We start from the raw sequence: 23,889 nt of genomic DNA, 5'->3' as shown, positions 1-23,889 counted from the left end.
ACCAGGATGGAGCACCTGGCTCAGCGCCCGCCGGTATGCGCCATCGAACGCAGCTTGTAGCGATCGCCGGGATGCAGCAGATGCGCATAGCTGATCAGGCGGTCCTTCGACCAGGTGCGGCGACGCACGCTCAGGCAGGGCGTGCCGACCTCCAGTTCGAGAAACCGGGAGGCGAGAGCATCCGCTGGCACGGCCTCGACGATATGCTCCATGTCGCTGATCGGACAGGCCGCCACCAGAATCTCGTTGGGTGTCTGGCGCTCGAAATCGGCGTCCAGGTAGCCCGGCACCCAGCGGGGATTGACGTACCGGATCTCCAGCTGGATCGGCATGCCATCTTCCAAGTGGACCAGGCGGGAATGGAACAGCTGGCTGCCGACCTTGACGCCCATGCGCATGGCGATCTCGTCGTCCGCGACCACCGCCTCACGCACGATCACCCGGTTGGCGTAGGCGTGCCCGCGCCCTCTGACCTCGTCGGCGATGTTGTTGATCTCCACCAGCGGGGACTCGGAGCGGCGATCGGCGACGAAGGTGCCGATGCCCGACTGACGCCAGAGATATCCCTCCTGGACCAGGTCGCGAATCGCCTTGTTGGCCGTCATCCGGCTGACCCCGAAGGTGGTCGCCAGCGTCTCCTCCGGCGGTATCTGGTGATCCACCGGAAAATCGCCGCGCTGAATCTGCTCGAGTAGATACTGCTTGATGACCTGATAGCGTGGGGGCTGCCGATTCACGCCTGCTCCTTGTTGTAGGCAAGAGTCTGTGCCGGGCATCCTGACCGACCACTAGAACCGCTGCTGGACACTTGCGCCATCCGGCGCCAGCAAGCGTCTTTTCAGTTGGATATCAAAACCGATGACGCCGTGCTCGCCATCGTCGGCCGGGCAGAGGCGTGGCCCCCCTGCCCTTGCGCCATGCTCGGCAGGGTAGCGCAGCGCATCGCCAGGCCCAATGGCTTCCTGGCCCCGCGACGATGCACCGACATCCAGCCGCCCTTGCGCCAGCACGAACCAGCGCTCCGCGAGCGTCTCATCGGCGATAGGCGATGGCCACGACCCCGACCCCGACCCCGACCCCGACCCCGACCTGCAAGATACAAGAGACCCCTGCCATCGGCGGGGATCGAACATCAGGTTCAAGGCCCGGCTCGGGCCGGCGGGGAGCTCGCACGCGACCGGCTCGTCACCGTCGAACACCACCACGTCGCCGGTGGCGAGGGTGATCCGTCGATCACGGAAAGACAGCACGACGGGATTCGCCCCGAGCACGCCGAAATGGCGTCGATAGCCGCCGAAATGGGAGAACGCGCCCCAGCGCTCCAGATCGGCGACCGAGATCCGCCAGCCCGGCGGAAGATCGCCACGCTCACGCGCGACTTCGCGGGTGACGCCCCCACCGTTTTTCCAGGCAACGGCGACCATGTCCTGGCGCCGGAGAATACCCCACTCGTGTTGCTCGTCATCCCTGCTGGACATCGCGCCGCTCCCCGATCGCTCCTGGCCGCCCGGCAACCATGGCCCTTGCGACCTACCGGCGGCACGCCGTCGCGATCGGTTCAGGCCCCGCCCCGGGTAGAATCTCACGTACCGATAATGTATATACATTAAGAGCGCGACCTCCAAGCGACAACAACAACCTTGGGTCCGCGTCTGGAACGTCAATCTCTTAAAAGGATAACCCATGTCTTCTCTGAAAATGCTGCTGGCTACTGCGGGCCTCGCCGTGGTCGGTATCGCCCCCGCGAGCGCGGCGGACAAGTCGGTCACCATCGGCACCAACAACTGGGCGGAAAACATTGCCGTCTCGCATATGTGGCAGCAGCTGCTTGGCGAGAAGGGTTACGACGTCACCCTCGACGAAGTCTCGAAGCCGATTCTCTTCGGCGGCCTGGCCGAGGGCGACATCGATATCTCGCTCGAGGTGTGGCTCCCCAGCGACCACGCCTATGTCGACCCCTACCGCGACCGTATCGATCTTCACGCCACCTGGTATGACGACGCGCTGGATGCTCTGGTCGTCCCCACTTACATGGATGACGTCGACTCCGTGGCCGATCTGGCGAATCATGCCGCGGCGTTCGACTACCAGGGCAAGCCGACGATCTTCGGTATCGAGCCCGGTGCCACCATCGCCGATGAGGCCGACACGGCGATCGCTGAGTACGATCTGCCGTTTCGCCAGCTCAGTAGCAGCGAGTCGGCGATGATGGCGCAACTCAAGCAGGCCTATCGGGAGAAGAAGCCGATCGTCGCGACCCTGTGGCAGCCGCATTGGGCGTTTGCCGAGTACGATCTCAAGATTCTCGCGGACCCCAAAAAGGTGTTCAGTGCCGGCGAGGAGATCAAATGGGTGTCCCATCACGGTTTCAGCGCGAGCAACCCGGAACTCACGGCCATTCTCGACGCTTGGCACATGACGCCTGGGCAGCTCTCTCAACTGATGCTGGTCATCGAGAACGCGGGAGACCCTGACAAGGGCGCCGCCCAGTGGATTGCCGACAACCGCGAGCTCGTCGACGGGTGGCTCGACGCCACGCCGTGAGCACAGCGACTCGCTGCCATCACGAAAAACCCCGGCATCGGCCGGGGTTATCGCTTCTGGCCACAGCCGTGGCTCAGCAGCGCGTGCAGTGCTTCAAGGTTTCGGCAGCGTCTTGCTCGAGCTGCGGCGTTCGTGATGGCAGTGCCGACGAGCGCCGCGAGGCCGGCAGCAGCGGCGTCGAGCGCAGCAGCATCATCACCATGGCGCGCACCACGTGCGCAAGCACGTAGATGACGACGGCCATAACGATCAACGCTTTGATGCGCCCGGAAATTTTCACGCTGCTTCTCCTTGGAGGGGGGAGTCGGGGGGATTGGCAGCAAGGATATAATCACAAGATTGTGACGGAAAATTGAAGGCATCGATAACCGGTATGCGGGTCATCGATGGCGGTGGTCTATTCTAAAGCCACAATGTCGGCCGAGAGGTACCTGGCTTGAGACCGTCGAAGACCGATTTCCCGCTGGACCAGTGCCGCTGCCATCTGGAAACGGGGCCGATCGTGCTGGTCGGCTCCCAATGGCGGGGCGAACGCAACCTGATGGTGATGGGCTGGCACCTGATGCTCGGCTTCGCCCCGGCACACTTCGGCTGCCTGATTACCGCCGGCAACCATAGCCATCGTCTGGTGCGTGAAAGCCGCGAATGCACGATCAACGTGCCAACGCTCGACCTGGTCGATGCGGTCGTCGGTGTCGGCAACAGCGACGGCGACGCCATCGACAAGTTCGATGCCTTCGGTCTGACACCGGAGGAGGGAGAGATCGTCTCGGCACCGCTGGTCGCCGAATGTTACGCCAGCTTCGAATGCCGTCTGGTCGACGACAGCCAGATCGATCGCCACGAGCTGTTCATCTGGGAGATCGTCAAGGCGCATGTCGACAGCTCGATCGAACGTCCCCGCACGCTCCACTACCGCGGCCATGGCCGCTTCATGGTCGCCGGCGACGAAGTCGACCGATCAAGGGACTTCCGGGTGCAGAATCTATAGAGGCCGTCCCGGGTTGCTATGTCTCCAACAATCCCTCGAAGAAGCGCACCGCGTTCTCTTCGAGCCCTTCCAGGTAGTAGCCGCCCTCCTGCACCACCAGCGTGGGTAGATCGAGGGCGGCGATGTCGCGGCCGAGCCTTTCGAATCCCGGCGTGGAGACCGCCACCTTGGCCTGGGGGTCCTTCTCGTGGATATCGAAGCCCAGCGCCAGCACCAGCGCATCCGGTTCGAACAGGCGAATCGCCTGGCAGGCCTCCTCAAGACGCGCGAAGAAGACCGCCTCCGATGATCCGTGGGGCATCGGCAGATTGAGGTTGTAACCGAGCCCCGCGCCGCGCCCGCGCTCATCCTCGAAACCGCAGACCGCCGGGTAGAAATTGGTGGTGTCGCCGTGGATCGAGATATACATCACGTCGTCGCGCTCGTAGAAGATCTCCTGCACGCCCTGGCCGTGGTGCATGTCGGTATCGAGCACGACGACGCGGGGATAGCGCGAGGTCAGACGCTGTGCGGCGATCGCCGCGTTGTTGAGAAAGCAGAAGCCGCCGGCGGAGTCGATCCCCGAGTGGTGACCCGGCGGGCGCGACAGCGTATAGGCGAAGCGCTCGCCGGCGAGCAGGGTGTCGGCCCCCGCCACCGCGCTCTGCGCCGCCCAGTAGGCCGCCTGCCAGGTGTGCCGGCCCACCGGGGCGCTGCCATCGGCCAAATAGCGCGCCGCTTCGGCAAGAATGCCACGCAGGGCGTTGGGCGAGCGCACGAACACATTGGAGATCACCTCCTCGCCCCAGTCCTCGCCCAGCTCGTGCCAGCGCCGGTGGGCGCTCTCGAGAAAGCGCAGATAGGGCAGCGAGTGCACGGCGCGCAGCGGGCCGACCCCCTGGTCGGTCGGCGCCTGGACCTGGAAACCGAGCCGCCTGGCCGCGGCCAGCAGATGCTCGGCGCGATCGCGCACTTCCTGGGGCTTGCGCATCTTGCCGCGGGAGAAATAGGTCTGCGGTTGATGCAGTAGCTGATCGTCGTGAAAGAAGGTCTTCATGGGTTGTCCTTATTGTCCGCCGTCCACCTCGAGCTCAATACCCTGCCTCTCGATCCACCACGCTCGTGGGTAGCTGGCCCTGCTCCAGACGCTGCAGCGCCTTCGCCACTTCCTGGGCCACCTGCGGCGGCGTCGAGTCACAGGCGTCGTGCGGGGTGACCAGGATCCGCTCGTGCCGCCAGAACGGATGATCCTGCGGCAGCGGCTCGATCGCGAAGACGTCCAGCGAGGCCGCCGCAAGCTGGCCGCTCGCCAGGGCCGCGAGCAGGTCGTCCTCGATGAGATGTTCACCGCGCCCGACGTGGATCAGCGCCGCGCCCCGGGGCATCCGGGCAAACAGCGCGGCGTCGAGGATGCCCCGGGTCTGCGGGGTCAGTGGCAGCAGATTGATCAGGATGTCGCTGCGCGCGGAGAGCCGTTCGAGCCCCGCCTCACCGCTGAATCCCTCGACGCCGGCCGGCAGGTTGCGCCCGCTGCGCGAATGGATCGCCACGTCGTAATCCAGCGCCACCAGTGAGCGCGCCACCGCCCCGCCCATCCTGCCCGCCCCCAGCAGCCCCACCCGCACGTCGGCGGCGTCGCGCTTCGGCAGACGCTGCCAGTGGCGTTGACGCTGATGGTCTAGATAGTCGCCGAAGCGGCGGTGATGCCACAGCACGTGCCAGGTCACGAACCCCGCCATCATCTGGGCCTGGGACTCACCGGCAATGCGCATCAGCGGCACGTCACTCGGCAGGCTGGGGCTTTGGAGAATCCCGTTGACGCCGGCGGCGATCGACGACACCAGGCGCAGATGGGGATAGGGCCGGAAATCCTCGGCCCCCGGGTCCCAGGCCAGCGCGAAGGTCACGCTCTCGGGGTCGGTGATGGCGTCCGGCAGCGACAGACGGATATGCGGCGCCATCTGCTCGAAGGCGGCGATGTAGGTCGTCATGATCTCGGGCGTCCCCAACAGCACGCCCTGCACGGTTGGCACGTCGGCGCGTGGTCCGGATCTCTGCCCGTGGCGTTCGGTTTCCATGGTCGTCATGCGTTCCATTTGTCGTTGATCGATTCAGAGCACCCCGGCGGTTGCCGTCGCCGGCGCCGGCGCCTCGCGGCGTCCCGGTATCGCTTCCAGCAGCTCGCGGGTATAGGGGTGCTGCGGCGAGGTAAAGATCTCCCTGGCGCTGCCGTGCTCGACGATTCGCCCCTTCTGCATCACGATCAGGCGATCGCAGATCTGGGCCGCCACCCGCAGATCATGGGTGATGAACAGCAGCGAGAGATCGAGTTTCTGTTTCAGGTCATCGAGCAGCTTCAGCACCTGCGCCTGGATCGAGACGTCCAGCGCCGAGACGGCCTCGTCGGCCACGATCAGTTCGGGATTGAGCGCCAGCGCCCGGGCGATACCGATACGCTGACGCTGGCCGCCGGAGAACTCGTGGGGATAGCGCTCGGCGGCGCCGCCATCGAGCCCCACCGTTGCCAGCAGCGCCCGCGCCTGTGCCAGCGCCTCGGCCTTGGGCACGCCGTTGGCGATCGGCCCCTGGGCGATGGCCATGCCGACACGGATGCGTGGGTTGAGCGACGCATACGGGTCCTGGAAGACCATCTGGATGCGACGGCGATGCGCTCGCCGCTCGCGGCCCTCCAAGGTACTCAGATCCACCCCGTCGAGACGGATCTCGCCGCTGTCCGGCCGGTTCAGGCCCACGATGCAGCGCCCCAGAGTCGATTTCCCGGAGCCCGACTCGCCGACGATCCCCAGCGTCTCGCCCTTGCCGAGCGAGAAGCCGATGCCGTCGAGCGCGACGACTTCACGCTTGGGCTGGAACCAGCCGCCGCTGGAGCGATAGATCTTGTCGAGGCCGCTGACCGACAGTAGCGGTGTCGAATCCGTGTCGTCCCGCGGCGGCGGGATGGCATCCCCCGGCCTTTCCACCGCCGCCATGACATCGGCGGGTCTTCCTACCGCCGCCACGGCATCGGCGGGTCTTCCTACCGCCGCCACGACATCGGCGGGGATGGCGTCGATCAGCGCACGGGTGTAGTCATGCCGGGGATGGTCGAGCACCTCGCGGGCCTCCCCCATCTCGACGATCTTGCCTTCGCGCATGACGCAGACGCGATCGGCGATCTCGGCGACCACGCCGAAATCGTGGGTGATGAACATCACCGCCATACCGCGCCGCGCCTGCAGATCCTTCACCAGATGCAGAATCTGCGCCTGGGTGGTCACATCCAGCGCCGTGGTCGGCTCGTCGGCAATCAGCAGTTCCGGCTCGAGGGCCAGCGCCATGGCGATCATCACCCGCTGACGCTGGCCGCCGGAAAGCTCGAAGGGGTAGGCGCGCAGCGCCGATGTCGGATCGGGCAGGCGGACCTCCTCGAGCAGCGCCAGCGCCCTCTCCCTGCGCGCCCGCGGGGTCAACAGGCCGTGCGCCTCGAACACCTCGGCGATCTGCTCGCCGACCCGCATCAGCGGGTTGAGCGCCGTCATCGGCTCCTGGAAGATCATGCCGATGCGCCGCCCGCGCAGGGCACGGTGGCTGAGCTCATCCATCGCCAGCACGTCCTGGCCGTCGAACAGCGCCCGCCCCTGGGCGACACGCACACCGCTCGGCAAGAGCCCCATGAGCGCATTGGCCGTCATCGACTTGCCGGAGCCGGATTCGCCGACCACGCACAGGATCTCGCCCGCCTTCAGGTCGTAGCTGACGTTGTCGACGGCATAGAGCCGGTCGGCGCCCTCCGGCAGGGCCAGCGACAGGCGCTCGATACGTAGCAGGGGCGCGCCGGATTCTCGTGTGGGTTCACTCATGGTCGGTCTCCTAGCGTGCTCTGGCGAGCTGGGGGTTCAGTGCATCATCCAGCCCTTCGCCGACCAGATTGAGCGCCAGCACCGTGAGCAGGATCGCCACCCCCGGAATGACCGACAGCCACCAGGCCTGGCGCATGACCGTCCGCGCGGCGCCGATCATGTAGCCCCAGGACATGGTGTCCGGATCGCCGAGACCGAGGAAGGAGAGCGAGGATTCCAGCAGAATCGCCGTGGCCACCATGAGCGAGGCCAGCACGATCACCGGTGAGAGCGTATTGGGCAGGATCTGCTTGATGATGATGTCACGGTGGGTCTGGCCGACCAGGCGCGCCGCCTCGACGTACTCGCGATGCTTGATCGAGAGAAATTCACCGCGCACCAGGCGCGCCACCGGCGGCCAGCTGACGATGGCGATGGCCAGCACGATGGAGAACGTGCTCGGCTCCATGATCGCCACCAGCACGATCGCCAGCGCGAAGTTGGGAATGGTCTGGAAGAACTCGGTGAAGCGCATCAGGGCGTCGTCGATCTTGCCACCGAAATACCCCGCCAGCGCCCCCAGGGGCACCCCGATGGCGAGCGCCACCACGGTGGAGATCAAGCCGATCAGCAGCGACACCCAGGCGCCGTGGGCCAGCCCCGCAGCGACGTCGCGCCCCATGACATCGGTGCCCAGCCAGAAACCGGAGACCTCCCCCGGCGCCAGAAACGGCCGCTGCACCATGCGCCAGGGCGAGTCGGGATAGAGAAAGGGCGCCAGCAAGGCCAGCAGCACCACCAGACCGAGAATCACCAGCCCCACCAGGGCACCGCGATTCTGGGCAAAGCGTTTGAAGAAATTCATGCGGCCCCCAAAGAAAGAGTTGCCTGGATCGCCGAGCGGAATGAAGCGCGAGGCGCTCGGCGCGCAGAGAGCAAGACATAACTGGCTGTTAGGATTGCGCTAGAGCACCGCGCACCATTTCGCCGGGAGCGAAAAGGAACAGCCGCAGGCTGGCCTTCGGTGGCCGCCAGGACGGCGGCCATAGCAAAGCGATTCGTCCGCGCAGACATTCAGGTAGCGCCCTGCTTGATACGCGGATCGGCGAGCCGATAGATCACGTCGGTCAGCATGTTGAACAGGATCACCAGCAGCGCGCAGAAGAAGAAGATGCCCAGCAGCAGGTTGTAGTCCCGCTGCATCAGCGCCTCGTACATCAGCCGGCCGATGCCGGGCCAGGCGAACACGGTCTCGGTCAGCACCGCCCCGCCCACCATCTGCCCGGCCTGCAGCCCGGCCAGGGTGATGATCGGCAGCAGCGCGTTGCGCAGGATATGCCGACGCTGGATCACCCCCGGCGCCAGCCCCTTGGCCCGCGCCGTCTTGACGAAATCCTGCTGCGACACGCTCAGCATCGAGGTGCGCGTCATCCGGGTGTAGACCGCCATGAAGAACAGCCCCAGCGTCAGCGCCGGCAGAACCAGATGAACCGCGACGTCGCCGACGTGGGCCAGGCCGGTGTAGTCGGCGCCGACCGTCGAGTAGCCGTAGGCGGGCAGCCAGTCCAGCGTCACCGAGAAGACCAGCACCGCCATCATCGCCACCCAGTAGAGCGGCGTGGCGTAGAACAGCAGCGCCAGCCCCATGATGATCGACCCCGATGGCCGTTTGGCGCGCATGGCGGCCAGCGTCCCCGCGATGATCCCGAACAGCAGCGAGATGCAGAACGCCGCGCCGGTGAGCAGCAGCGTCGCCGGCAGTCGATCCAGGATCAGATCGAGCACCGGCATCTGCTGGCGATAGGAGTAGCCGAAGTCGAGCTGCAATACGCCGCTCATGTAGCGCCAGAGCTGCACCGGCAGTGGCTGGTCGAGACCGAAGCGTTCGCGCAGGTCGTCGAGGAACTGCTGGTCGGTCGCCCCGGCTTCGCCCGCCATGACGGCCGCGGGATCGCCGGGAGCGGCGTGAATCAGGAAGAAATTGAACACCAGGATCGCCAACAGCACGATGACGGCCTTGCCGACGCGACCCAGGATCAGAGAGACATAAGCCATGGTTCTGTCCTCGTCGAGCGTCGGCCACCCGCAGGCCACCGACGCTTGCTACCGAAACCGGGGTCGTCTACTGCTCGATCCAGGCGTTCTTGAACCCGTCGTTGAGACCGATACCGGTGGTGATCAGGTCATGCACGTTGCAGCGGTAGATCGTCGGCTGCGCCAGCTCCATGATCCACGCCAGCGGCACGTCGTCGTGCAGCGTCTGCTGAATCTGGTCGTACATCGCCTGGCGTTCGTCGGCGTCGTTCTCCACCGCGGCAGCGGCGAACAGCTTGTCGATCTCGGGGTTCTCGTAGCCCTCGACGTTGTTCCACGGCGAGCCCTTGGCGATATTGCTGGAGACGTAGGTCCGCGCGATCCCCAGTGACGGGTCGCCGTACTGGAACAGGTAGGTGAAGGCGATATCGTAGTCCCAGTCACTCACTTTCTGGTTCCAGCCCGCCACGTCCGAGGATTCGGTCTCGATGTCGATGCCCACATCCTCGAGGTTCTGGCGCACGGCTTCCGCCCAGCGGGTCCAGGTCTCGCCGTAGGGCAGCGGCAACAGGCGCACCGGTTCGCCCTGGTAGCCCATCTCGGCGAGCAGCTTCCTGGCCTTGTCCGGGTCGTAGGGGTACGGCTGGAGATCGTCGTCATGGGCGGCCAGGGTCGAACTGAACGGGCCGTTGGGCACCTTGCCCAGTCCATTCCAGAGCACGTTCTTGGCGAAATCGCGATCGAGGGCGTACATCACCGCCTGGCGGAAGCGCTTGTCGGCGGTCGGCCCTTCACGGTTGTTGAGCCACAGCATGGCGAACGGGTTGAAGTACTCGTTGCCCGCTTCCGTCATGCAGCTTCCGTCCATCCCGGCAAGACGCGGAATATCGAAGTTCTCCACCGACCCGGCGGGCATGATGTTCAGGGTCCCGTTCTCGTAGGCCGCTGCCCGGGACGCCGCATCCGGGATCACGTGCCAGTAGATCTTGTCGAGATAGGGCTTGCCCGCTTCGTAGTAGTCCGGATTCTTGTCCAGCTCGATCACCGAGCCGCGATCCCATTTGGCAAACTCGAACGGGCCGGTGCCGATCGGGTGGTTGTTGGCCGGATTGTTGTAGAAGTCGGTGCCTGCATAGAGATGCTTGGGCACGATCGGCAGGGTGCCGACCTCGAAGGCCTGGATGAAGGCCGGGAAGGGCTGCTTGAGCGTGAAGACCACCGTCTCGTCGTCAGGCGCCTCGATGCTGGCGACGTGGTCGAGAATCGCCCGGGTTCGCGGGTTGGTCTCGCGCAGGAACACGTCGGCGGAGAACACCACGTCGGCGGCGGAGAACGCCTCGCCGTCATGCCAGGTCACGTCGGGGTGCAGATGGAAGGTGTAGGTCAGGCCGTCGTCGCTGATCTCCCAGGAGGTCGCCAGCTGGGGCATCGGCTCGAGCTCGGCGTCGTAACGCAGCAACCCTTCGAAGATATTCCCGGCCACCCGCTGGGTCGGGGCATTCTGGACCAGCGGCAGCATCAGCCCCGGGGGCTCGGGTTGAATGGCGACATTGGCGACACCGCCGGATTGTGGCGTTTCCTGAGCCACGGCGGGCAGTGCGACAGCAAGCGATAGTGCGGCCGCCGTCAGACGGCCGGTCACGGACGATAGCAGGGTCATGGCAGATCTCGTCGTTATTGGATTTGTCGAATCTTCGAACCACTGGCAAAGCGACTTTCAGACGCCTTCAGCGCGGTGTGTTCAGGGTTACCGCGCGCCTTCTCGTATCCAGCTTGGTGATGGCCAACCTCGTTCTATCCAGCCTCGTTTCCATCCAGCCTCGTGATAGCCAACCGCAGGGATCGACGACAGGCGCGAGCCTCCGGCGGCGCGTCGTCAGCCCTCGAAATCGGGCTGAATGCGCTTCAACAGGCGCAAGTAGGCGTCCCACTCCGGGTCGTGATCGGTGACACCGTGATCCGCGTCCCACTTTTCGTACTGCTGGGCGGTGTGCTCGGCCAGGGCGTCGTCCACCCGGCGGACTTTCATGCCGCTGCCCATCAGCGCGAGCTGCGCCTGACAGCTGCGCTCGAGGTTGTGCATCCGTTTGAACGCCTCGCCGACGCTGCGGCCACACACCAGCATGCCGTGATTGCGCAGCACCATGATCGGCTTGTCGCCCAGATCCGCGACCAGTCGCTCGCGCTCGGCCAGGTCCAGGGCGATCCCTTCGTAGTCGTGATAGGCGGTGCGGCCGTGGAACTCCATCGACCACTGGTTCAAGGGCAACAACCCCTCTTCCAGGCACGAGACAGCGACACCGGCCACCGAGTGGGTATGCAGCACACAGTGAACGTCCGGGCGCGCCTCGTGGATCGAACTGTGGATGGTGAAGCCGGCCTTGTTGATCCCGGCACGCGCCGGATCGTCGACCACGTTGCCGTCGAGGTCGACGGTCACCAGATTGGCTGCGGTCACTTCCTCGAAGCGATAACCGTAGGGGTTGATCAGGAAGTTCTCCTTGCCCGCCTCGGCACGCGCGGAAATATGCGTATAGATGCTGTCATCCAGGCCGAAATGCGCGATCAGCCGATAGGCTGCCGCCAGGTCGCGGCGGGCGGCCTGTGTCGAGGCGTGGTGGGCGTCGGTCGCCATTTCCATCATCGATCTCCTGTGGGGACTTGGGGCGTTGCCGTTGTCATCGGTGACCGCATTGTCGAGCGGGCCTGGCGATTAACCTATCAGGCCATCCTCAAACTGTCGACACTCGACAGTCGACCCGATACGATCGCTGAGAGAGTATCTGAAAGATGCCAACCGCCAGCCAAACGAGATGCCATGACGACGACCACACGGGGATTCGCCACCATCCAGCAGCGCGATCTGGTCAACCAGATTGCCGACATGCTGACGGAAGCGCTGCTCAAGGGGGAGTTCGCACCCGGCGTGCATCTGGCCGAAGCGCAGCTGGCACGCGACTTCGGCGTCAGTCGTGCCCCGGTGCGGGAAGCGGCACGCCTGCTCGAAAGTCGTGGCATGCTGGTCTCCCAGCCCCGGCGCGGCTTCTTCGTGCGTACCTTCAACGCCGACGAGCTGGATGACGTCTACGACCTGCGCCTCTGCCTCGAACGCCACGCCATTCGCCTGCTGGCCGGCAAGTTGACCGCCGCGATGGAAGCGGCGCTCAGCCATCAGCTCGAGACGATGCGCCAGGTGGCCCGCGACGGCACCGCCGTGCAGCAGATCGAGGAGGATGTCGCGTTCCACCGCATGCTGTGCGAGTTCAGCGGTAACCAGCGCCTGGTGCGCGTGTTCGACGAGCTGTGTCACGAGATGCGCTTCTGCATTCTGCTGATCGGCCAGCTCTACGATGACCCCCTGCGCGTCGCCGATACCCACGAGCCGATTCTGGAGGCGCTGCGCACCCGCTCGCCCGACGCCGGCGAGGCGGCGCTGGATTACCACATCGGCGTCGCCCAGCAGCGGGTGGTGGAGATGTTCCGGGAACGTGCCAAGGGCTGACTGCGGCTTCGGCGCTCGTGGGCACGACAGACGTCTCTGGCCGCGCGGCTGACGCCGGTGTCGAAGACTTTCCGACAAGTGGAGAACAATATGCATGTCTTCGTGAGTGACGCTCACCGCGATCACGACCCGCAGTTCTTCGTCGTGCGCGGTCAGGTCCGCCGCAGCAACGAGCAGCCGGAGCGGGCCGATCGCCTGCAGCGCTCTGCGGCCAGCGGCGGCCATACCCTCGTCACCGCGGATACCGAGGTCGACCACGACACGCTGGCAGCCGTGCATACGCCGCGCTATCTCGACTTCCTCGAACACGTCCATAGCCGCTGGCTGGCCCTGGAGGACCGCAACCCGGAAGAGGTGGTCGCCAACGTCCACCCCTTTCCCGGCGAGCCCTGCACCTACCCGGATCATCTGGTCGGGCGGGTCGGCTTCCACCTGGGCGATATGGCCGCCTCGATCGGGCCCGGCACCTGGCGGGCGGCGAGAGGTGCCGCCCAGTGCGCCCTGAGCGCGACTCGCCACGTCCAGTCAGGCCACCGCCTCGCCTATGCGCTGTGCCGCCCACCGGGGCACCACGCCTATGCAGAGCGTGCCAACGGTTTCTGCTATCTCAACAACGCCGCCATCGCCGCCAGCGAGCTGCGCCGCCACCATGCGCGGGTGGCGATACTCGATATCGACGTTCACCACGGCAACGGCACCCAGGGCATCTTCTACCACCGCGACGATGTGCTGACGGTCTCGCTGCACGCCGACCCGCACTTCATGACGCCCTTCTTCACCGGTCACGCCCATGAAACCGGTCGCGATGCGGGCGAGGGCTACAACCTCAACCTGCCGCTGCCCCAGGGGCTCGAGACCGCTGGCTATCTGCGCCAACTGAACCGCGCCTGCGAGCGCATCGCCGACTTCGCCCCCGGCGCGCTCGTCGTCTCGCTCGGCCTCGACATCTACGAACACGACCCCTACCAGGGTGTCGCGGTGACTACGGAGGGCTTTGCGCGGATCACCCACCAGATCGCCCAGCTCGGCCTGCCCACCGTCATCGTGCAGGAGGGTGGCTACCTCTCCGACGCCCTCGGCGACAACCTGATCAGCGCGCTGTCGGGGTTCGAATGACGACGATTCCCGCACACGAGAGCACGGACGTCCTCGCGGCCACGGCCCTGACGGTGTCACCAGGGACCGCCCGACGAGTGCTGGCCGAGCGCTTCGGCCTCGCTGCCACCCTCGAGCCGCTCAGCGGCGAGCGCGACTGCAATTTCCGCGCGGCGACGGCCGACGGCCAGCGCTATCTGCTCAAGTTCACCCACCCGGCCGAGCGCCAGGCGGTGAGCGATTTTCAGGTCCGTGCGCTGATGCACCTGGCCGAACAGGACCCGGCCCTGCCGGTCCCGCGGGTGCTGCGCGACCGCGATGGCGATCCAGCGCCACCGCTGCGTCTCGACGACGGCCGCGTCAGTCACGTGCGCCTGTCGACCTTCCTGCCCGGCACGCCGCTGGCCGACCGGGTGGCCTCCCCGCGTTTCCAGTTCAGGCTCGGCGGCTGGCTGGCGCGGATCGATACCGCCCTGGCCGACTTCGACCACCCGGTTCGCGAGCTGTCGATGCCATGGGACCTGCAGCGCGCCGACGACCTGCTGCCGCAGACCGACAGCCTCGATGACGCCTCGCGCCAGCGCATCCGCGACCTGCTCCAGCGCTTCGCCGAGCAGCTGCGCCCGCGCCTGGCGGTGCTGCCGCGTCAACCGATCCATAACGACCTCAACGGTCACAACGTGCTGTTTGCCCCGACCGCGGACGACGCCAACGCCGCGCCCGAACACCCCGCCGCGATCATCGATTTCGGCGACATGCTGTTCGCCCCGCGGGTGATCGATCTCGCCGTGGCCGCGGCCTACCAGATGAAGGGTGCCGCCGATCCGCTGGCGGGGGCCCTGGCGCTGATCGCCGGCTATCATGCCCACTCGCCGCTCGACGAGACGGAGTGCGCGCTGCTGCGCGGCTTGATCGAGACCCGGCTGGCGATGGCGATTACCATCGCCACCCATCGCGCCGAGCGCTACCCGCAAAACGCCGACTATCTGCTGCGCAATACGGCCGCTTCCCGCCGGGCGCTGGAGCACTGCCTGAGCCTGCCCGCGGCGACCTTCCAGCACCGCCTGCGCGAGGCCCTCGACTCACCCATCAATCCACCGGGTACGGGAGAGTGAACATGCAGGAGCCCAGCGTGAAAGATGACGATGCCGTCGACGCGGCCCTGCTGGCGCGGCGCCAGCGCCTGCTCGGCGCCTCCTACCGCCTGTTCTATCAGCGGCCGTTCCATCCCGTGCGCGGTGAGGGCGTGTGGCTCTTCGACCGCCACGGCACGGCGCACCTGGACGCCTACAACAACGTCGCCTGTGTCGGCCACTGCCACCCGAAGGTCGTGGCAGCCATCGCCACCCAGGCGGCTACCCTCAATACCCATACCCGCTACCTGCACGAGACGATCCTCGACTGCGCCGAGCGGCTGATCGACTCGCTGCCGGCGCCGCTGGAACAGCTGGTCTTCACCTGCTCGGGCAGCGAGGCCAACGATCTCGCCCTGCGCATGGCCCGCGCCTTCACCGGCGGCGAGGGGCTGATCGTCACCGAGCTGGCCTATCACGGCGTGACCCAGGCGATCGCCGAGGCGTCGCCCTCCCTCGGCAGCAAGGTCAAGCTGGGCAGGAGCGTGCGCACCGTGCCCGCGCCGGTGGATCGCGGTGACGGCGTCGCGGCGATGGGCGCACGCTTCGCCGCCGGCGTGCAGGCGGCGATCGACGATCTCGCCGCCCACGGCATCCGCCCCGCCGCGCTGCTGCTCGACAGCGTCTTCTCCAGCGACGGCATCGTGACCGATCCGGTCGGGTTTCTCGCCCCGGCGGTCGAGACCATCCGGTGTGCCGGCGGGCTCTATATCGCCGACGAAGTGCAGGCCGGGCTCGGCCGCACCGGCGTCCTGTGGGGCTTCCCACGCCACGGCGTCAGGGCCGATCTGGTCACGCTCGGCAAACCGCTGGGCAACGGCCACCCGGTGGCCGGGGTTGCCGGCCGGCGCGAGGTGATGGACCACTTCGGGGAGACGGCGCGCTACTTCAATACCTTCGGCGGCAATCCCGTGGCCTGCGCCGCCGCGCTGGCGGTCCAGCGCGTCATGGCCGAGGAGGATCTGGTGGCCCAGGCCGCCGCGGTTGGCGCCGAGCTCCACGCCGGCCTGGGTCAGATCGCGGCCACCACGGACCGGCTCGGCGCGGTGCGCGGTGCGGGTCTGCTGGCCGGTGTCGAGGTGCTCGATGCAAAGGGCGCACCGGACGCCGCGCTCGCGCAGACGCTGGTCGACGGCCTGCGCGAGCGCCAGGTGCTGATCAGCGCCACCGGGCCACAGGCCAATGTGCTGAAGATCCGCCCGCCGCTGGTCTTCAACCGCACACACGTCGAACGCCTGTGCGAGGTGCTGGAGGAGACCCTGGGCGACCTGCTCGAGACATGGCGCGACAGATAAATCCCGACAATGACGTTCCTGGCAGCCAGCCACTAACATGAAGAGCCAGGCGCGGTGATAGACCGCTGCAAGTAGCAGGCTGAACATGAGGAAAATGCCCAGCGGCCTGGCTTGGCCCTCACCCGTCACCCCACCCGTCATTCCATCCCAACCAGGAGAGAGATCATGTCCGACGCCCCGGTTGCCATGATCAGTGGCGCCAATCGCGGTATTGGCGCCAGCATCGCCGACACCCTGCTGGCCGCCGGCTGGCGCGTGAGCCTTGGCTGCCGTACCCCGCCCAGCGAACGCCCGGAGAGCGCCAACTGGCTGAGCTGTCACTACGATGCCCTCGATGCCGCCAGCGGCCAGGCCTGGGTCGATGACACCCTGCGCACCTTCGGCCGCCTGGATGCCTTGATCAACAACGCCGGCATCCTCAGCCAATCGACGGTGCTGGAAGCGAGTGGCGATGAGTTCGACCGCGTGATGGCGGTCAATGCCCGCGCACCGATGCTGCTCACCCAACAAGCCTGGCCGCACCTGGTCGCCGCCGAACAGGGCAAGGTGATCTCGATCGTCTCGCTCTCCGGGCTGAGGGTCAGGTCCGCCGCTTCCGGTCTCTACGCGATGAGCAAGTTTGCCGCCCAGGCGTTCGTCCACGGCTTGCGCCACTGCACGGCGGAGACCCGTGTCCGCGCCACCGCGATCTGCCCCGGCTTCGTCGCGACCGATATGGCCACCGCCGCACAGGTCGATGGCGCCAGCGTCACCCAACCCGAGGAGGTCGCCCGCGTGGTGCAGATGCTCGTCACGCTGCCGCCCTCCGCCGGCATCGCCACGGTCCCGATCAACTGGCAGATCGAAGACACGGTCTGATTCGCCATCATCGCCGGCGGGCCGCGGGTGCCGAGAAGGCGAGCCCGGCGCGACACTCGCGCCTCGGGGTCTCGCGTCCGGGCGTCGGGCATGGTGCAACGGCCATCGACATGGCAGCTGTCGACATGGGCTAAGCGCCGGCATCACGGACAACCGACGACACCCATGGCAAGATGGCCTTTTGACACGCGGCACACTCGCTATGACCTCGCCTGCCTTAAAGCCAATACGCCACTGGGTCTTCGACATGGATGGCACGCTCACCGTCGGTGTGCACGACTTCCCGGCGATCCGCCGCGAGTTGGAGATACCCGAAGGCGCCGATATCCTGCACCACCTGGATACGCTCCCGGCTGCCGAGCGCGACGCCAAGCACAGCTGGCTGCTCGAGCATGAACGCGAGCTGGCGATGCGCTCGACCGCCGCCAGCGGTGCGGTCGAGTTGATAAAGGCGCTGCGTGATCGCGGCTGCCGGCTGGGTATCCTGACACGCAATGCCAAGGAGCTGGCGCATATCACCCTGGAGGCGATCGGCCTCGCCGACTGCTTCGCCCACGCGGACGTGCTCGGCCGCGACGAAGCGCCGCCCAAACCCCACCCCGGCGGCCTCGACCACTTCATCCATCACTGGCGGGTCGAACCCTCGGCGGTGGTCATGGTCGGCGACAGCCCGCTGGATCTCGAGTGCGGTCGCGCCGCCGGTACCCGCACCGTCCTGGTCAATGTCGCGGACAACCGTTGGCCAAGCCTCACCGACTGGCACCATCAGGATTGTCGAGGACTACTGGCACAGCTTTGAGCCCGAGCGCCTGCGGGCGCTGCGCCATCCGGCACGCTCTCGCCCTCACCACCGGTTTGGCCGTCCTTCCCCGCTTCCGACCCTCGCCTTTCGATTGAAGTCGCTTTTCCCTTCACAGCCGAATCAACCGATGCTATACATCGAAACCAAAGGAACACCATTTAACCAGGGTAAAAAAACGAATCGCGCTAACGTTTCGCGCTCGAAGCACTGCGTGGGCTTGGAGCACAACGGTCGCGACTACCCTGGCCAATCTCGTTTCGAGTAGGAGCGCCTCATGCCTGGGATGATGGATCGACGTTGGACACTGGTGCGGATCGTGGCCTTCGCGATGCTGCTGATCGCGCTGCCGGCCTTCGCGCAGGATGCCGAGCGGAAAAAGTTCAAGGCGGTGACGACGTTCACGGTGATCGCGGATATGGCCCAGAACGTGGCCGGGGATGCCGCCACGGTGGAATCCATCACCCGTCCGGGCGCCGAGATCCACAATTATGCGCCGACCCCGCGCGACATACTGCGTGCCCAGGATGCCGACATGATCCTCTGGAACGGGCTCGACCTGGAGCGCTGGTTCGAGCGCTTCTTCCACAACCTGCAGGAGGTACCGAGTGTCGTGGTCTCCGAGGGCGTGAGCCCGATCAGCATCGCCGAAGGGCCCTACGACGGCAAACCCAACCCGCATGCCTGGATGTCACCGGCGAGTGCGATGATCTACGTCGACAACATTCGCGACGCCTTCATCCAGTACGACCCGGACAACGCCGACACCTACCGCGACAATGCGGCGCGCTACAAGCAGCAGATCGAGGCTGCCGTGGCGCCGATCCGTGAAGCGCTGGCCCAGATCCCGGAGACGCATCGCTGGCTGGTGACCAGCGAGGGGGCATTCTCCTATCTGGCACGGGATTTCGACCTCCGCGAGCGCTACCTGTGGCCGATCAACGCCGATCAGCAGGGTACGCCACAGCAGGTTCGCCAGGTCATCGACGTCATCCGCGCCAACGATATTCCGGTCATCTTCAGCGAGAGTACCGTCTCCGATAAGCCGGCCCGCCAAGTGGCCCGCGAAACCGGCATTCACTATGGCGGTGTCCTTTACGTGGATTCGCTCAGCGATCCCGATGGCGCGGTACCGACCTATATCGATCTGCTGCGCGTCACCACCGAGACCATCGTGGACGGCCTGAACCAGGGAGCCTCTTCATGACGAGGCGGCGCGATACGGCACCTGCCGATCACAAGGCGGATGCCACGACTGCCGATCGGGCCGGCGCGGGCATCCGCGTGACCGACGCCGCCGTCATCTATCGCAACGGGCACACCGCGCTGCGCGATACCAGTTTCGAGATCCCCACCGGTACGATCACCGCGCTGGTCGGCGTCAACGGTTCCGGCAAGTCGACCCTGTTCAAGGCGATCATGGGCTTCGTGCGCCTGGCCCGGGGCGAAATACGCGTACTGGGGGTGCCAGCGCGCGTGGCGCTCAAGCGCAACCTGATCGCCTATGTGCCGCAGTCGGAGGAGGTCGACTGGAACTTTCCGGTGCTGGTCGAGGACGTGGTGATGATGGGCCGCTACGGGCACATGGGCATGCTCAGAATCCCCAAGCGGCAGGATCGCGACGCGGTCGAGACGGCACTGGCCCGGGTCGATATGCAGGCGTTCCGCCAGCGCCAGATCGGTGAACTCTCCGGCGGCCAGAAGAAACGTGTGTTCCTGGCCCGTGCGCTGGCCCAGGACAGCCGCGTCATTCTGCTCGACGAGCCGTTCACCGGCGTCGATGTGCAGACCGAGGACCGGATCATCCACCTGCTGAGAGAGCTGCGCGCCGAGGGGCGGGTGATGCTGGTCTCGACCCACAATCTCGGTTCGGTTCCGGAGTTCTGCGACCGCACGGTGATGATCAAGGGCACGGTGCTCGCCCACGGCCTCACCGACGAGATATTCACCCAGCACAACCTCGAGCGCGCCTTCGGCGGCGTGCTGCGGCACTTCGTGCTCGACCAATCCCAACAGGCCGGCGCGCCGCCCCAGGCCGTGGGGGTGTTCACCGACGATGAACGGCCCCTGGTGCTGCAGAACGGCATCGCCGCCAGGCGGCCCTCGAGCAAGCCAGGGGAGCGACGATGATCGGTGCGCTGCTCGAACCCTTCGGCTACGGCTATATGCAGAATGCCATGTGGGTATCCGCACTGGTCGGTGGGGTCTGCGCGTTTCTCTCCTGCTACCTGATGCTCAAGGGGTGGTCACTGATCGGCGATGCGCTGTCGCACTCGATCGTGCCTGGCGTCGCCGGTGCCTACATGCTGGGGCTGCCGTTCTCGCTCGGCGCCTTCTTCGCCGGTGGGCTGGCCTCCGCGACGATGCTGTTTCTCAACCAGCGCAGCAAGCTGAAGGAAGACGTCATCATCGGCCTGATCTTCAGCTCGTTCTTCGGCCTGGGGCTGTTCATGGTGTCGCTGTCGCCGACCTCGGTGAATATCCAGACCATCGTGCTCGGCAACATTCTGGCGATCACCCCCGCCGACACGCTCCAGCTGGTGGCGATCGCGGTGGTATCGCTGGTCGTGCTGCTGGCCAAGTGGAAGGATCTGATGGTGACCTTCTTCGACGAGAACCATGCCCGCTCGATCGGGCTCAATCCGACGGCGCTCAAGATCCTGTTCTTCACCCTGCTGGCCGCTTCCACCGTCGCGGCGCTGCAGACGGTCGGTGCCTTTCTGGTGATCTGCATGGTCATCACCCCGGGCGCGACGGCCTATCTGCTCAGCGACCGCTTCCCGCGCCTGCTGATCATCGCGGTGACGATCGGCACGCTGACCAGCTTCTTCGGTGCCTATGCCAGCTACTTTCTCGACGGCGCCACTGGCGGCATCATCGTCGTGCTGCAGACGGTGCTGTTCCTTCTGGCGTTCGTGTTCGCACCCAACCACGGCATGCTGGCGGCGAGACGCAGGGCCGCCGCATCGCTGGCGCAGTCATCGACGAGCCAGACACGATCGCCAGCCTCCGGGCCCACGGAGTCACCTCGATGAGCGGGTTCGAGACGCTGCTGATGCCGTTCCAGTTCGGCTTCATGGTCAACGCCATGATCATCGCGGTGCTGGTGACCATCCCGATGTCCCTGCTCTCCTGCTTTCTGGTCCTCAAGGGCTGGTCGCTGATGGGCGACGCCATCTCCCACGCGGTCTTCCCGGGTGTCGTGATCGCCTATCTCGTCGGCATCCCCTACGCCATCGGCGCCTTCGTCGCCGGCATGTTCTGTGCCGTTGCCACCGGCTTCCTCGAGGAGAACAGCCGTATCAAGCAGGATACCGTCATGGGTATCGTCTACTCCGGCATGTTCGGCATCGGCCTGGTGCTGTTCGTCAAGATCCAGTCAACGGTCCACCTCGACCACATCCTGTTCGGCGACATCCTCGGGGTCGCCTGGCGTGACATAGTGGAATCGGCGCTGATCGCCCTGGTCACCGTTGGCGTCATCGGCGTGAAGTGGAAGGACTTTCTGCTCCACGCCTTCGACCCGACCCAGGCCCGGGCGGTGGGACTGCGAACCGGGCTGCTGCACTATGGCCTGCTCTGCCTGATGTCGCTGACCATCGTCGGCGCCCTGAAGGCGGCGGGGATCATCCTGGCCATTGCCCTGCTGATCGCGCCCGGCGCCATCGCCTTCCTGCTGACCCGGCGCTTTGGCACCATGCTGCTGCTGTCGGTGACGATGTCGGCGATCATCGCCTTCCTCGGTGTCTATCTCTCGTTCTTCCTGGACAGCGCCCCGGCACCGACCATCGTGCTGCTGTTCTCGCTCGTCTTCATCGTGGCATTCGTCGTCTCGACGAGACGCACGGCGAAGCGCGAAGCCAGCGGCGGATCGCTACCCGTCGAGCGGCGCTGACACGCCTCGGGTGGGCGCAAACCGCTCGACGACCATGTCGATGTACTGCCGGGCGAAGAACGACAGAGAGACGTTTCTGTTATAGATGAGCGATGCCTGCACGCGAATGTCGAGCGTCGTGGGAAGAGAGATCAGATCGGCATAGTGTCCCTCGGTGATCAGCGAGGCATCGAGAATGCCCACGCCGACGCCCTGACTGATCAGATCATAGGCCTGCATGGTACCGGCTTCGATCTGTGGCTCCAGATGCGAGCCCTGCCGTTGCAGCGCGCGCTCGACGGCATGTCGCAGGTAGGTACCGCTGCGATTGAGGATCAGAATCTCATCCGCGAGATCGGCGACATCCACCACCGCCTTGCTGGCCAGCCGACTGTCTCGGCGAACGATACACCGATACTGGATCTGTTCCAGCGGAATGACCTCGAGCGTCTCGTTGACCTTGGAACCATAGATGAAACCGACATCGAACGAGCCGACCTCGATATTGCCGATCACCTGAGAGGATTGTCCGGCATGAAACGAGACCTTCGCTCTGGGATAAGCAGCCATGAACCGGGGAATCGTCGGCGCCACGAAGTGCTTTGACATCGAGGAGATCGACTGCACCGCCAGAAAGGCATCGCCGCCTCGAGCAATATTGTCGATCTTGGTCTGCATATGATCGAAGTGGCCGAAAATACGCTCCACCTCGGGCAGCAATTGTACCGCCTCCGGCGTCGGCGAGAGACCGAAGCTGGTGCGATAGAACAGCGGCATGCCGACCTTCTCCTCCAGCCTCTTGACGATGCCGCTGGCGGTGGGCTGCGATACGTTCAGTTCGATGGCGGTCTTGCTGATCGAACCCGTGTGCATCACCGAACGAAACACCTCGAGGCTGCGGATACTGGCTTTCATGCCGACTCCTGACGATGAAGACACTTTCGGTAGCGCGGCCCCTCCAGGCCGGCTAACCCAGGCCTGAGCGCGCCCTCACTTCCAGGGGTCGCGGTTCCAGAGCTCGACGACGGCCTGGTGCTGCTGCTCGACCAGCCCTTTCCAGGCATCGGCATCGAGATAGGCCGCGGGTACCGCCTCTCGGCTCATGTCCTTGAGAAACTCGGGATCCTCGAACATTTTGGCGAAGGCTTCATTATACTGGTCGACGATCGCTGTCGGCGTTCCCTTGGGCAGCACGTAGCCCCGAGTCGAGGCCATGTCGATATCGTAACCCTGCTCCTCGAAGGTCGGCACGTCCTGCAGGTACGCCGAGCGAGATTCATCCATTACACCCAGGAAATTCACGGAATCCTGATAATTGTAGGCGGCACTGACGTTGACGACCGCGAGGTCGACATGCCCGCCCATCAGTGCCGTCCGGGCCGAGCCGTCGCCGCCCAGTGGCACGTAAGTGAAGTGACAGCCCAGGGCACTCTCGACCTGTTTGGCGGCGAAGTGGTCTTCACCACCGTATCCCGCCAGGCCAAGCGTCAACTGGCCGCCATCGGCGCATGTCTGCTTAAGATCTTCCAGCGAATCGATATCGTCATCGCGCTGAGTGATCAGCGTATTGGGATCCGAAGTGACACTGGAGAGAAATTCGAAGCTATCGAGGTCGTAGCTCACTTTGCGGTCGACCATCCGCCCGATCGATGCGGGCACGTTGAAGGTCCCCACCGTATAGCCATCGGGATCGGCCCGGGATACCTGGGTCAGCGCGATGACGCCACCGGCCCCTTTGACGTTCTTGACCACCACGCTGGCATCGCCATCCAAGTACTTCTCGAGATAGCGCCCGACCACACGCGCGGTAATATCGGTCCCCCCACCGGGTCCGTAGCCGACCACGATGGTAATGTCCTTGTCCGGAAAGTCGGCCTGAGCCACCAGCGGCATCAACGCCACCAGGCCCGTCATCATTGTCATCTTGTTCCGGTGATTCAACATGG

The 23,889-nt window shown here is 65.5% G+C and carries 24 protein-coding genes; 12 read left to right on the top strand and 12 right to left on the bottom strand.

What is annotated here, in order from left to right; genetic code table 11:
- Positions 1–20: 20 nt before the first annotated feature.
- A complete protein-coding gene (gene hutC / locus AAGT95_RS08635) occupies positions 21–737 on the bottom strand; it encodes a histidine utilization repressor (protein ID WP_110597564.1) in 717 nt (238 codons plus the stop codon).
- 51 nt (positions 738–788) lie between these two features.
- Positions 789–1,478 (bottom strand): HutD/Ves family protein, encoded by a 690-nt coding sequence (locus tag AAGT95_RS08630; RefSeq protein ID WP_342596216.1) that lies wholly within the window; start codon positions 1,476–1,478, stop codon positions 789–791.
- 205 nt (positions 1,479–1,683) lie between these two features.
- Between AAGT95_RS08630 and AAGT95_RS08625 the strand changes: the two genes are divergently transcribed.
- Positions 1,684–2,544 carry a glycine betaine ABC transporter substrate-binding protein gene (locus AAGT95_RS08625; protein WP_342596215.1) on the top strand — a complete coding sequence of 287 codons (861 nt, stop codon included), beginning with the start codon at positions 1,684–1,686 and terminating at the stop codon, positions 2,542–2,544.
- Between the two features lie 73 nt (positions 2,545–2,617).
- On the opposite strand, the gene AAGT95_RS08620 is transcribed toward AAGT95_RS08625, so the two are convergent.
- A complete protein-coding gene (locus AAGT95_RS08620) occupies positions 2,618–2,824 on the bottom strand; it encodes a hypothetical protein (protein WP_110597567.1) in 207 nt (68 codons plus the stop codon).
- Between the two features lie 156 nt (positions 2,825–2,980).
- Here AAGT95_RS08620 and AAGT95_RS08615 point away from each other — a divergent pair, with 156 nt between their 5' ends.
- The gene (locus tag AAGT95_RS08615; RefSeq protein WP_342596214.1) at positions 2,981–3,535 is read left to right on the top strand and encodes a flavin reductase family protein; all 555 of its coding nucleotides are present in this window, start codon (positions 2,981–2,983) and stop codon (positions 3,533–3,535) included.
- Between the two features lie 16 nt (positions 3,536–3,551).
- Here the strand turns inward: AAGT95_RS08615 and AAGT95_RS08610 are convergent, their stop codons facing one another.
- The 7 genes from AAGT95_RS08610 to AAGT95_RS08580 form a co-directional block, all read right to left on the bottom strand.
- Positions 3,552–4,571, bottom strand: coding sequence for a histone deacetylase family protein (locus tag AAGT95_RS08610; protein WP_342596213.1), 1,020 nt, complete (start codon positions 4,569–4,571; stop codon positions 3,552–3,554).
- A 34-nt stretch (positions 4,572–4,605) separates the two neighbouring features.
- Entirely contained in the window at positions 4,606–5,601 is a 996-nt protein-coding gene (locus AAGT95_RS08605) for a glyoxylate/hydroxypyruvate reductase A (protein WP_342596212.1), read from the bottom strand.
- 24 nt (positions 5,602–5,625) lie between these two features.
- Positions 5,626–7,374 carry an ABC transporter ATP-binding protein gene (locus AAGT95_RS08600; protein WP_342596211.1) on the bottom strand — a complete coding sequence of 583 codons (1,749 nt, stop codon included), beginning with the start codon at positions 7,372–7,374 and terminating at the stop codon, positions 5,626–5,628.
- Positions 7,375–7,384: 10 nt separating this feature from the next.
- Positions 7,385–8,218: an ABC transporter permease gene (locus tag AAGT95_RS08595; protein ID WP_110597572.1), complete on the bottom strand. Its 834-nt coding sequence runs from the start codon at positions 8,216–8,218 to the stop codon at positions 7,385–7,387.
- A 209-nt stretch (positions 8,219–8,427) separates the two neighbouring features.
- On the bottom strand, positions 8,428–9,408 hold the full coding sequence (locus tag AAGT95_RS08590; RefSeq protein WP_342596210.1) for an ABC transporter permease: 981 nt from the start codon (positions 9,406–9,408) through the stop codon (positions 8,428–8,430).
- Positions 9,409–9,475: 67 nt separating this feature from the next.
- Positions 9,476–11,047, bottom strand: a complete 1,572-nt coding sequence (locus AAGT95_RS08585; protein WP_342596209.1) for an ABC transporter substrate-binding protein — start codon at positions 11,045–11,047, stop codon at positions 9,476–9,478.
- A gap of 216 nt (positions 11,048–11,263) precedes the next feature.
- Complete coding sequence (locus tag AAGT95_RS08580; RefSeq protein WP_425356050.1) at positions 11,264–12,031, bottom strand: class II aldolase/adducin family protein; 768 nt, start codon at positions 12,029–12,031, stop codon at positions 11,264–11,266.
- 174 nt (positions 12,032–12,205) lie between these two features.
- On the opposite strand from AAGT95_RS08580, the gene AAGT95_RS08575 reads away from it, so the two are divergent.
- The 10 genes from AAGT95_RS08575 to AAGT95_RS08530 all read left to right on the top strand — a co-directional run bounded on the left by AAGT95_RS08575 (position 12,206) and on the right by AAGT95_RS08530 (position 21,964).
- The gene (locus AAGT95_RS08575; protein ID WP_110597576.1) at positions 12,206–12,889 is read left to right on the top strand and encodes a GntR family transcriptional regulator; all 684 of its coding nucleotides are present in this window, start codon (positions 12,206–12,208) and stop codon (positions 12,887–12,889) included.
- A 90-nt stretch (positions 12,890–12,979) separates the two neighbouring features.
- Entirely contained in the window at positions 12,980–14,005 is a 1,026-nt protein-coding gene (locus tag AAGT95_RS08570) for a histone deacetylase family protein (protein ID WP_342596208.1), read from the top strand.
- Positions 14,002–15,099 carry a phosphotransferase gene (locus AAGT95_RS08565; protein ID WP_342596207.1) on the top strand — a complete coding sequence of 366 codons (1,098 nt, stop codon included), beginning with the start codon at positions 14,002–14,004 and terminating at the stop codon, positions 15,097–15,099. Before AAGT95_RS08570 ends, AAGT95_RS08565 begins: the two co-directional genes overlap by 4 nt.
- Before the next feature lie 2 nt (positions 15,100–15,101).
- Positions 15,102–16,412, top strand: a complete 1,311-nt coding sequence (locus AAGT95_RS08560; RefSeq protein WP_342596206.1) for an aspartate aminotransferase family protein — start codon at positions 15,102–15,104, stop codon at positions 16,410–16,412.
- Between the two features lie 165 nt (positions 16,413–16,577).
- Complete coding sequence (locus AAGT95_RS08555) at positions 16,578–17,270, top strand: SDR family NAD(P)-dependent oxidoreductase (RefSeq protein ID WP_342596205.1); 693 nt, start codon at positions 16,578–16,580, stop codon at positions 17,268–17,270.
- Between the two features lie 247 nt (positions 17,271–17,517).
- A complete protein-coding gene (locus AAGT95_RS08550; RefSeq protein WP_342596204.1) occupies positions 17,518–18,069 on the top strand; it encodes an HAD-IA family hydrolase in 552 nt (183 codons plus the stop codon).
- A 277-nt stretch (positions 18,070–18,346) separates the two neighbouring features.
- A complete protein-coding gene (locus tag AAGT95_RS08545) occupies positions 18,347–19,276 on the top strand; it encodes a metal ABC transporter substrate-binding protein (RefSeq protein ID WP_342596203.1) in 930 nt (309 codons plus the stop codon).
- A complete protein-coding gene (locus tag AAGT95_RS08540) occupies positions 19,273–20,199 on the top strand; it encodes a manganese/iron ABC transporter ATP-binding protein (protein WP_342596202.1) in 927 nt (308 codons plus the stop codon). The genes AAGT95_RS08545 and AAGT95_RS08540 overlap by 4 nt, the downstream gene beginning before the upstream one ends.
- Positions 20,196–21,104, top strand: coding sequence for a metal ABC transporter permease (locus AAGT95_RS08535; RefSeq protein ID WP_342596201.1), 909 nt, complete (start codon positions 20,196–20,198; stop codon positions 21,102–21,104). The genes AAGT95_RS08540 and AAGT95_RS08535 overlap by 4 nt, the downstream gene beginning before the upstream one ends.
- Positions 21,101–21,964: a metal ABC transporter permease gene (locus tag AAGT95_RS08530; protein ID WP_110706971.1), complete on the top strand. Its 864-nt coding sequence runs from the start codon at positions 21,101–21,103 to the stop codon at positions 21,962–21,964. Before AAGT95_RS08535 ends, AAGT95_RS08530 begins: the two co-directional genes overlap by 4 nt.
- Here AAGT95_RS08530 and AAGT95_RS08525 read toward each other — a convergent pair.
- Both AAGT95_RS08525 and AAGT95_RS08520 read right to left on the bottom strand, forming a co-directional pair.
- The gene (locus tag AAGT95_RS08525) at positions 21,944–22,858 is read right to left on the bottom strand and encodes a LysR family transcriptional regulator (protein WP_110706972.1); all 915 of its coding nucleotides are present in this window, start codon (positions 22,856–22,858) and stop codon (positions 21,944–21,946) included. The genes AAGT95_RS08530 and AAGT95_RS08525 overlap by 21 nt on opposite strands.
- Positions 22,859–22,933: 75 nt before the next feature.
- On the bottom strand, positions 22,934–23,887 hold the full coding sequence (locus AAGT95_RS08520; protein ID WP_110706973.1) for a Bug family tripartite tricarboxylate transporter substrate binding protein: 954 nt from the start codon (positions 23,885–23,887) through the stop codon (positions 22,934–22,936).
- Positions 23,888–23,889 lie beyond the last annotated feature (2 nt).

Source organism: Salinicola lusitanus, assembly GCF_038648475.1.
Lineage (GTDB): Bacteria > Pseudomonadota > Gammaproteobacteria > Pseudomonadales > Halomonadaceae > Salinicola > Salinicola lusitanus.
Note: the sequence above shows the minus strand (reverse complement) of the source record. Positions and strands in the feature narration are given on the sequence as shown.

What these genes read in the sequence shown, in the direction of transcription:
- AAGT95_RS08555 (WP_342596205.1), top strand. Translation starts at nt 16,578, where the DNA reads ATGTCCGACGCCCCGGTTGCCATGATCAGTGGCGCCAATCGCGGTATT.
- AAGT95_RS08605 (WP_342596212.1), bottom strand. Translation starts at nt 5,601, where the DNA reads ATGACGACCATGGAAACCGAACGCCACGGGCAGAGATCCGGACCACGC.
- AAGT95_RS08595 (WP_110597572.1), bottom strand. Translation starts at nt 8,218, where the DNA reads ATGAATTTCTTCAAACGCTTTGCCCAGAATCGCGGTGCCCTGGTGGGG.
- AAGT95_RS08630 (WP_342596216.1), bottom strand. Translation starts at nt 1,478, where the DNA reads ATGTCCAGCAGGGATGACGAGCAACACGAGTGGGGTATTCTCCGGCGC.
- AAGT95_RS08585 (WP_342596209.1), bottom strand. Translation starts at nt 11,047, where the DNA reads ATGACCCTGCTATCGTCCGTGACCGGCCGTCTGACGGCGGCCGCACTA.
- AAGT95_RS08530 (WP_110706971.1), top strand. Translation starts at nt 21,101, where the DNA reads ATGAGCGGGTTCGAGACGCTGCTGATGCCGTTCCAGTTCGGCTTCATG.
- AAGT95_RS08610 (WP_342596213.1), bottom strand. Translation starts at nt 4,571, where the DNA reads ATGAAGACCTTCTTTCACGACGATCAGCTACTGCATCAACCGCAGACC.
- AAGT95_RS08520 (WP_110706973.1), bottom strand. Translation starts at nt 23,887, where the DNA reads ATGTTGAATCACCGGAACAAGATGACAATGATGACGGGCCTGGTGGCG.
- AAGT95_RS08550 (WP_342596204.1), top strand. Translation starts at nt 17,518, where the DNA reads ATGGATGGCACGCTCACCGTCGGTGTGCACGACTTCCCGGCGATCCGC.
- AAGT95_RS08535 (WP_342596201.1), top strand. Translation starts at nt 20,196, where the DNA reads ATGATCGGTGCGCTGCTCGAACCCTTCGGCTACGGCTATATGCAGAAT.
- AAGT95_RS08540 (WP_342596202.1), top strand. Translation starts at nt 19,273, where the DNA reads ATGACGAGGCGGCGCGATACGGCACCTGCCGATCACAAGGCGGATGCC.
- AAGT95_RS08575 (WP_110597576.1), top strand. Translation starts at nt 12,206, where the DNA reads ATGACGACGACCACACGGGGATTCGCCACCATCCAGCAGCGCGATCTG.
- AAGT95_RS08625 (WP_342596215.1), top strand. Translation starts at nt 1,684, where the DNA reads ATGTCTTCTCTGAAAATGCTGCTGGCTACTGCGGGCCTCGCCGTGGTC.
- AAGT95_RS08570 (WP_342596208.1), top strand. Translation starts at nt 12,980, where the DNA reads ATGCATGTCTTCGTGAGTGACGCTCACCGCGATCACGACCCGCAGTTC.
- AAGT95_RS08590 (WP_342596210.1), bottom strand. Translation starts at nt 9,408, where the DNA reads ATGGCTTATGTCTCTCTGATCCTGGGTCGCGTCGGCAAGGCCGTCATC.
- AAGT95_RS08600 (WP_342596211.1), bottom strand. Translation starts at nt 7,374, where the DNA reads ATGAGTGAACCCACACGAGAATCCGGCGCGCCCCTGCTACGTATCGAG.
- AAGT95_RS08580 (WP_425356050.1), bottom strand. Translation starts at nt 12,031, where the DNA reads ATGATGGAAATGGCGACCGACGCCCACCACGCCTCGACACAGGCCGCC.
- AAGT95_RS08525 (WP_110706972.1), bottom strand. Translation starts at nt 22,858, where the DNA reads ATGAAAGCCAGTATCCGCAGCCTCGAGGTGTTTCGTTCGGTGATGCAC.
- AAGT95_RS08560 (WP_342596206.1), top strand. Translation starts at nt 15,102, where the DNA reads ATGCAGGAGCCCAGCGTGAAAGATGACGATGCCGTCGACGCGGCCCTG.
- AAGT95_RS08565 (WP_342596207.1), top strand. Translation starts at nt 14,002, where the DNA reads ATGACGACGATTCCCGCACACGAGAGCACGGACGTCCTCGCGGCCACG.
- AAGT95_RS08545 (WP_342596203.1), top strand. Translation starts at nt 18,347, where the DNA reads ATGCCTGGGATGATGGATCGACGTTGGACACTGGTGCGGATCGTGGCC.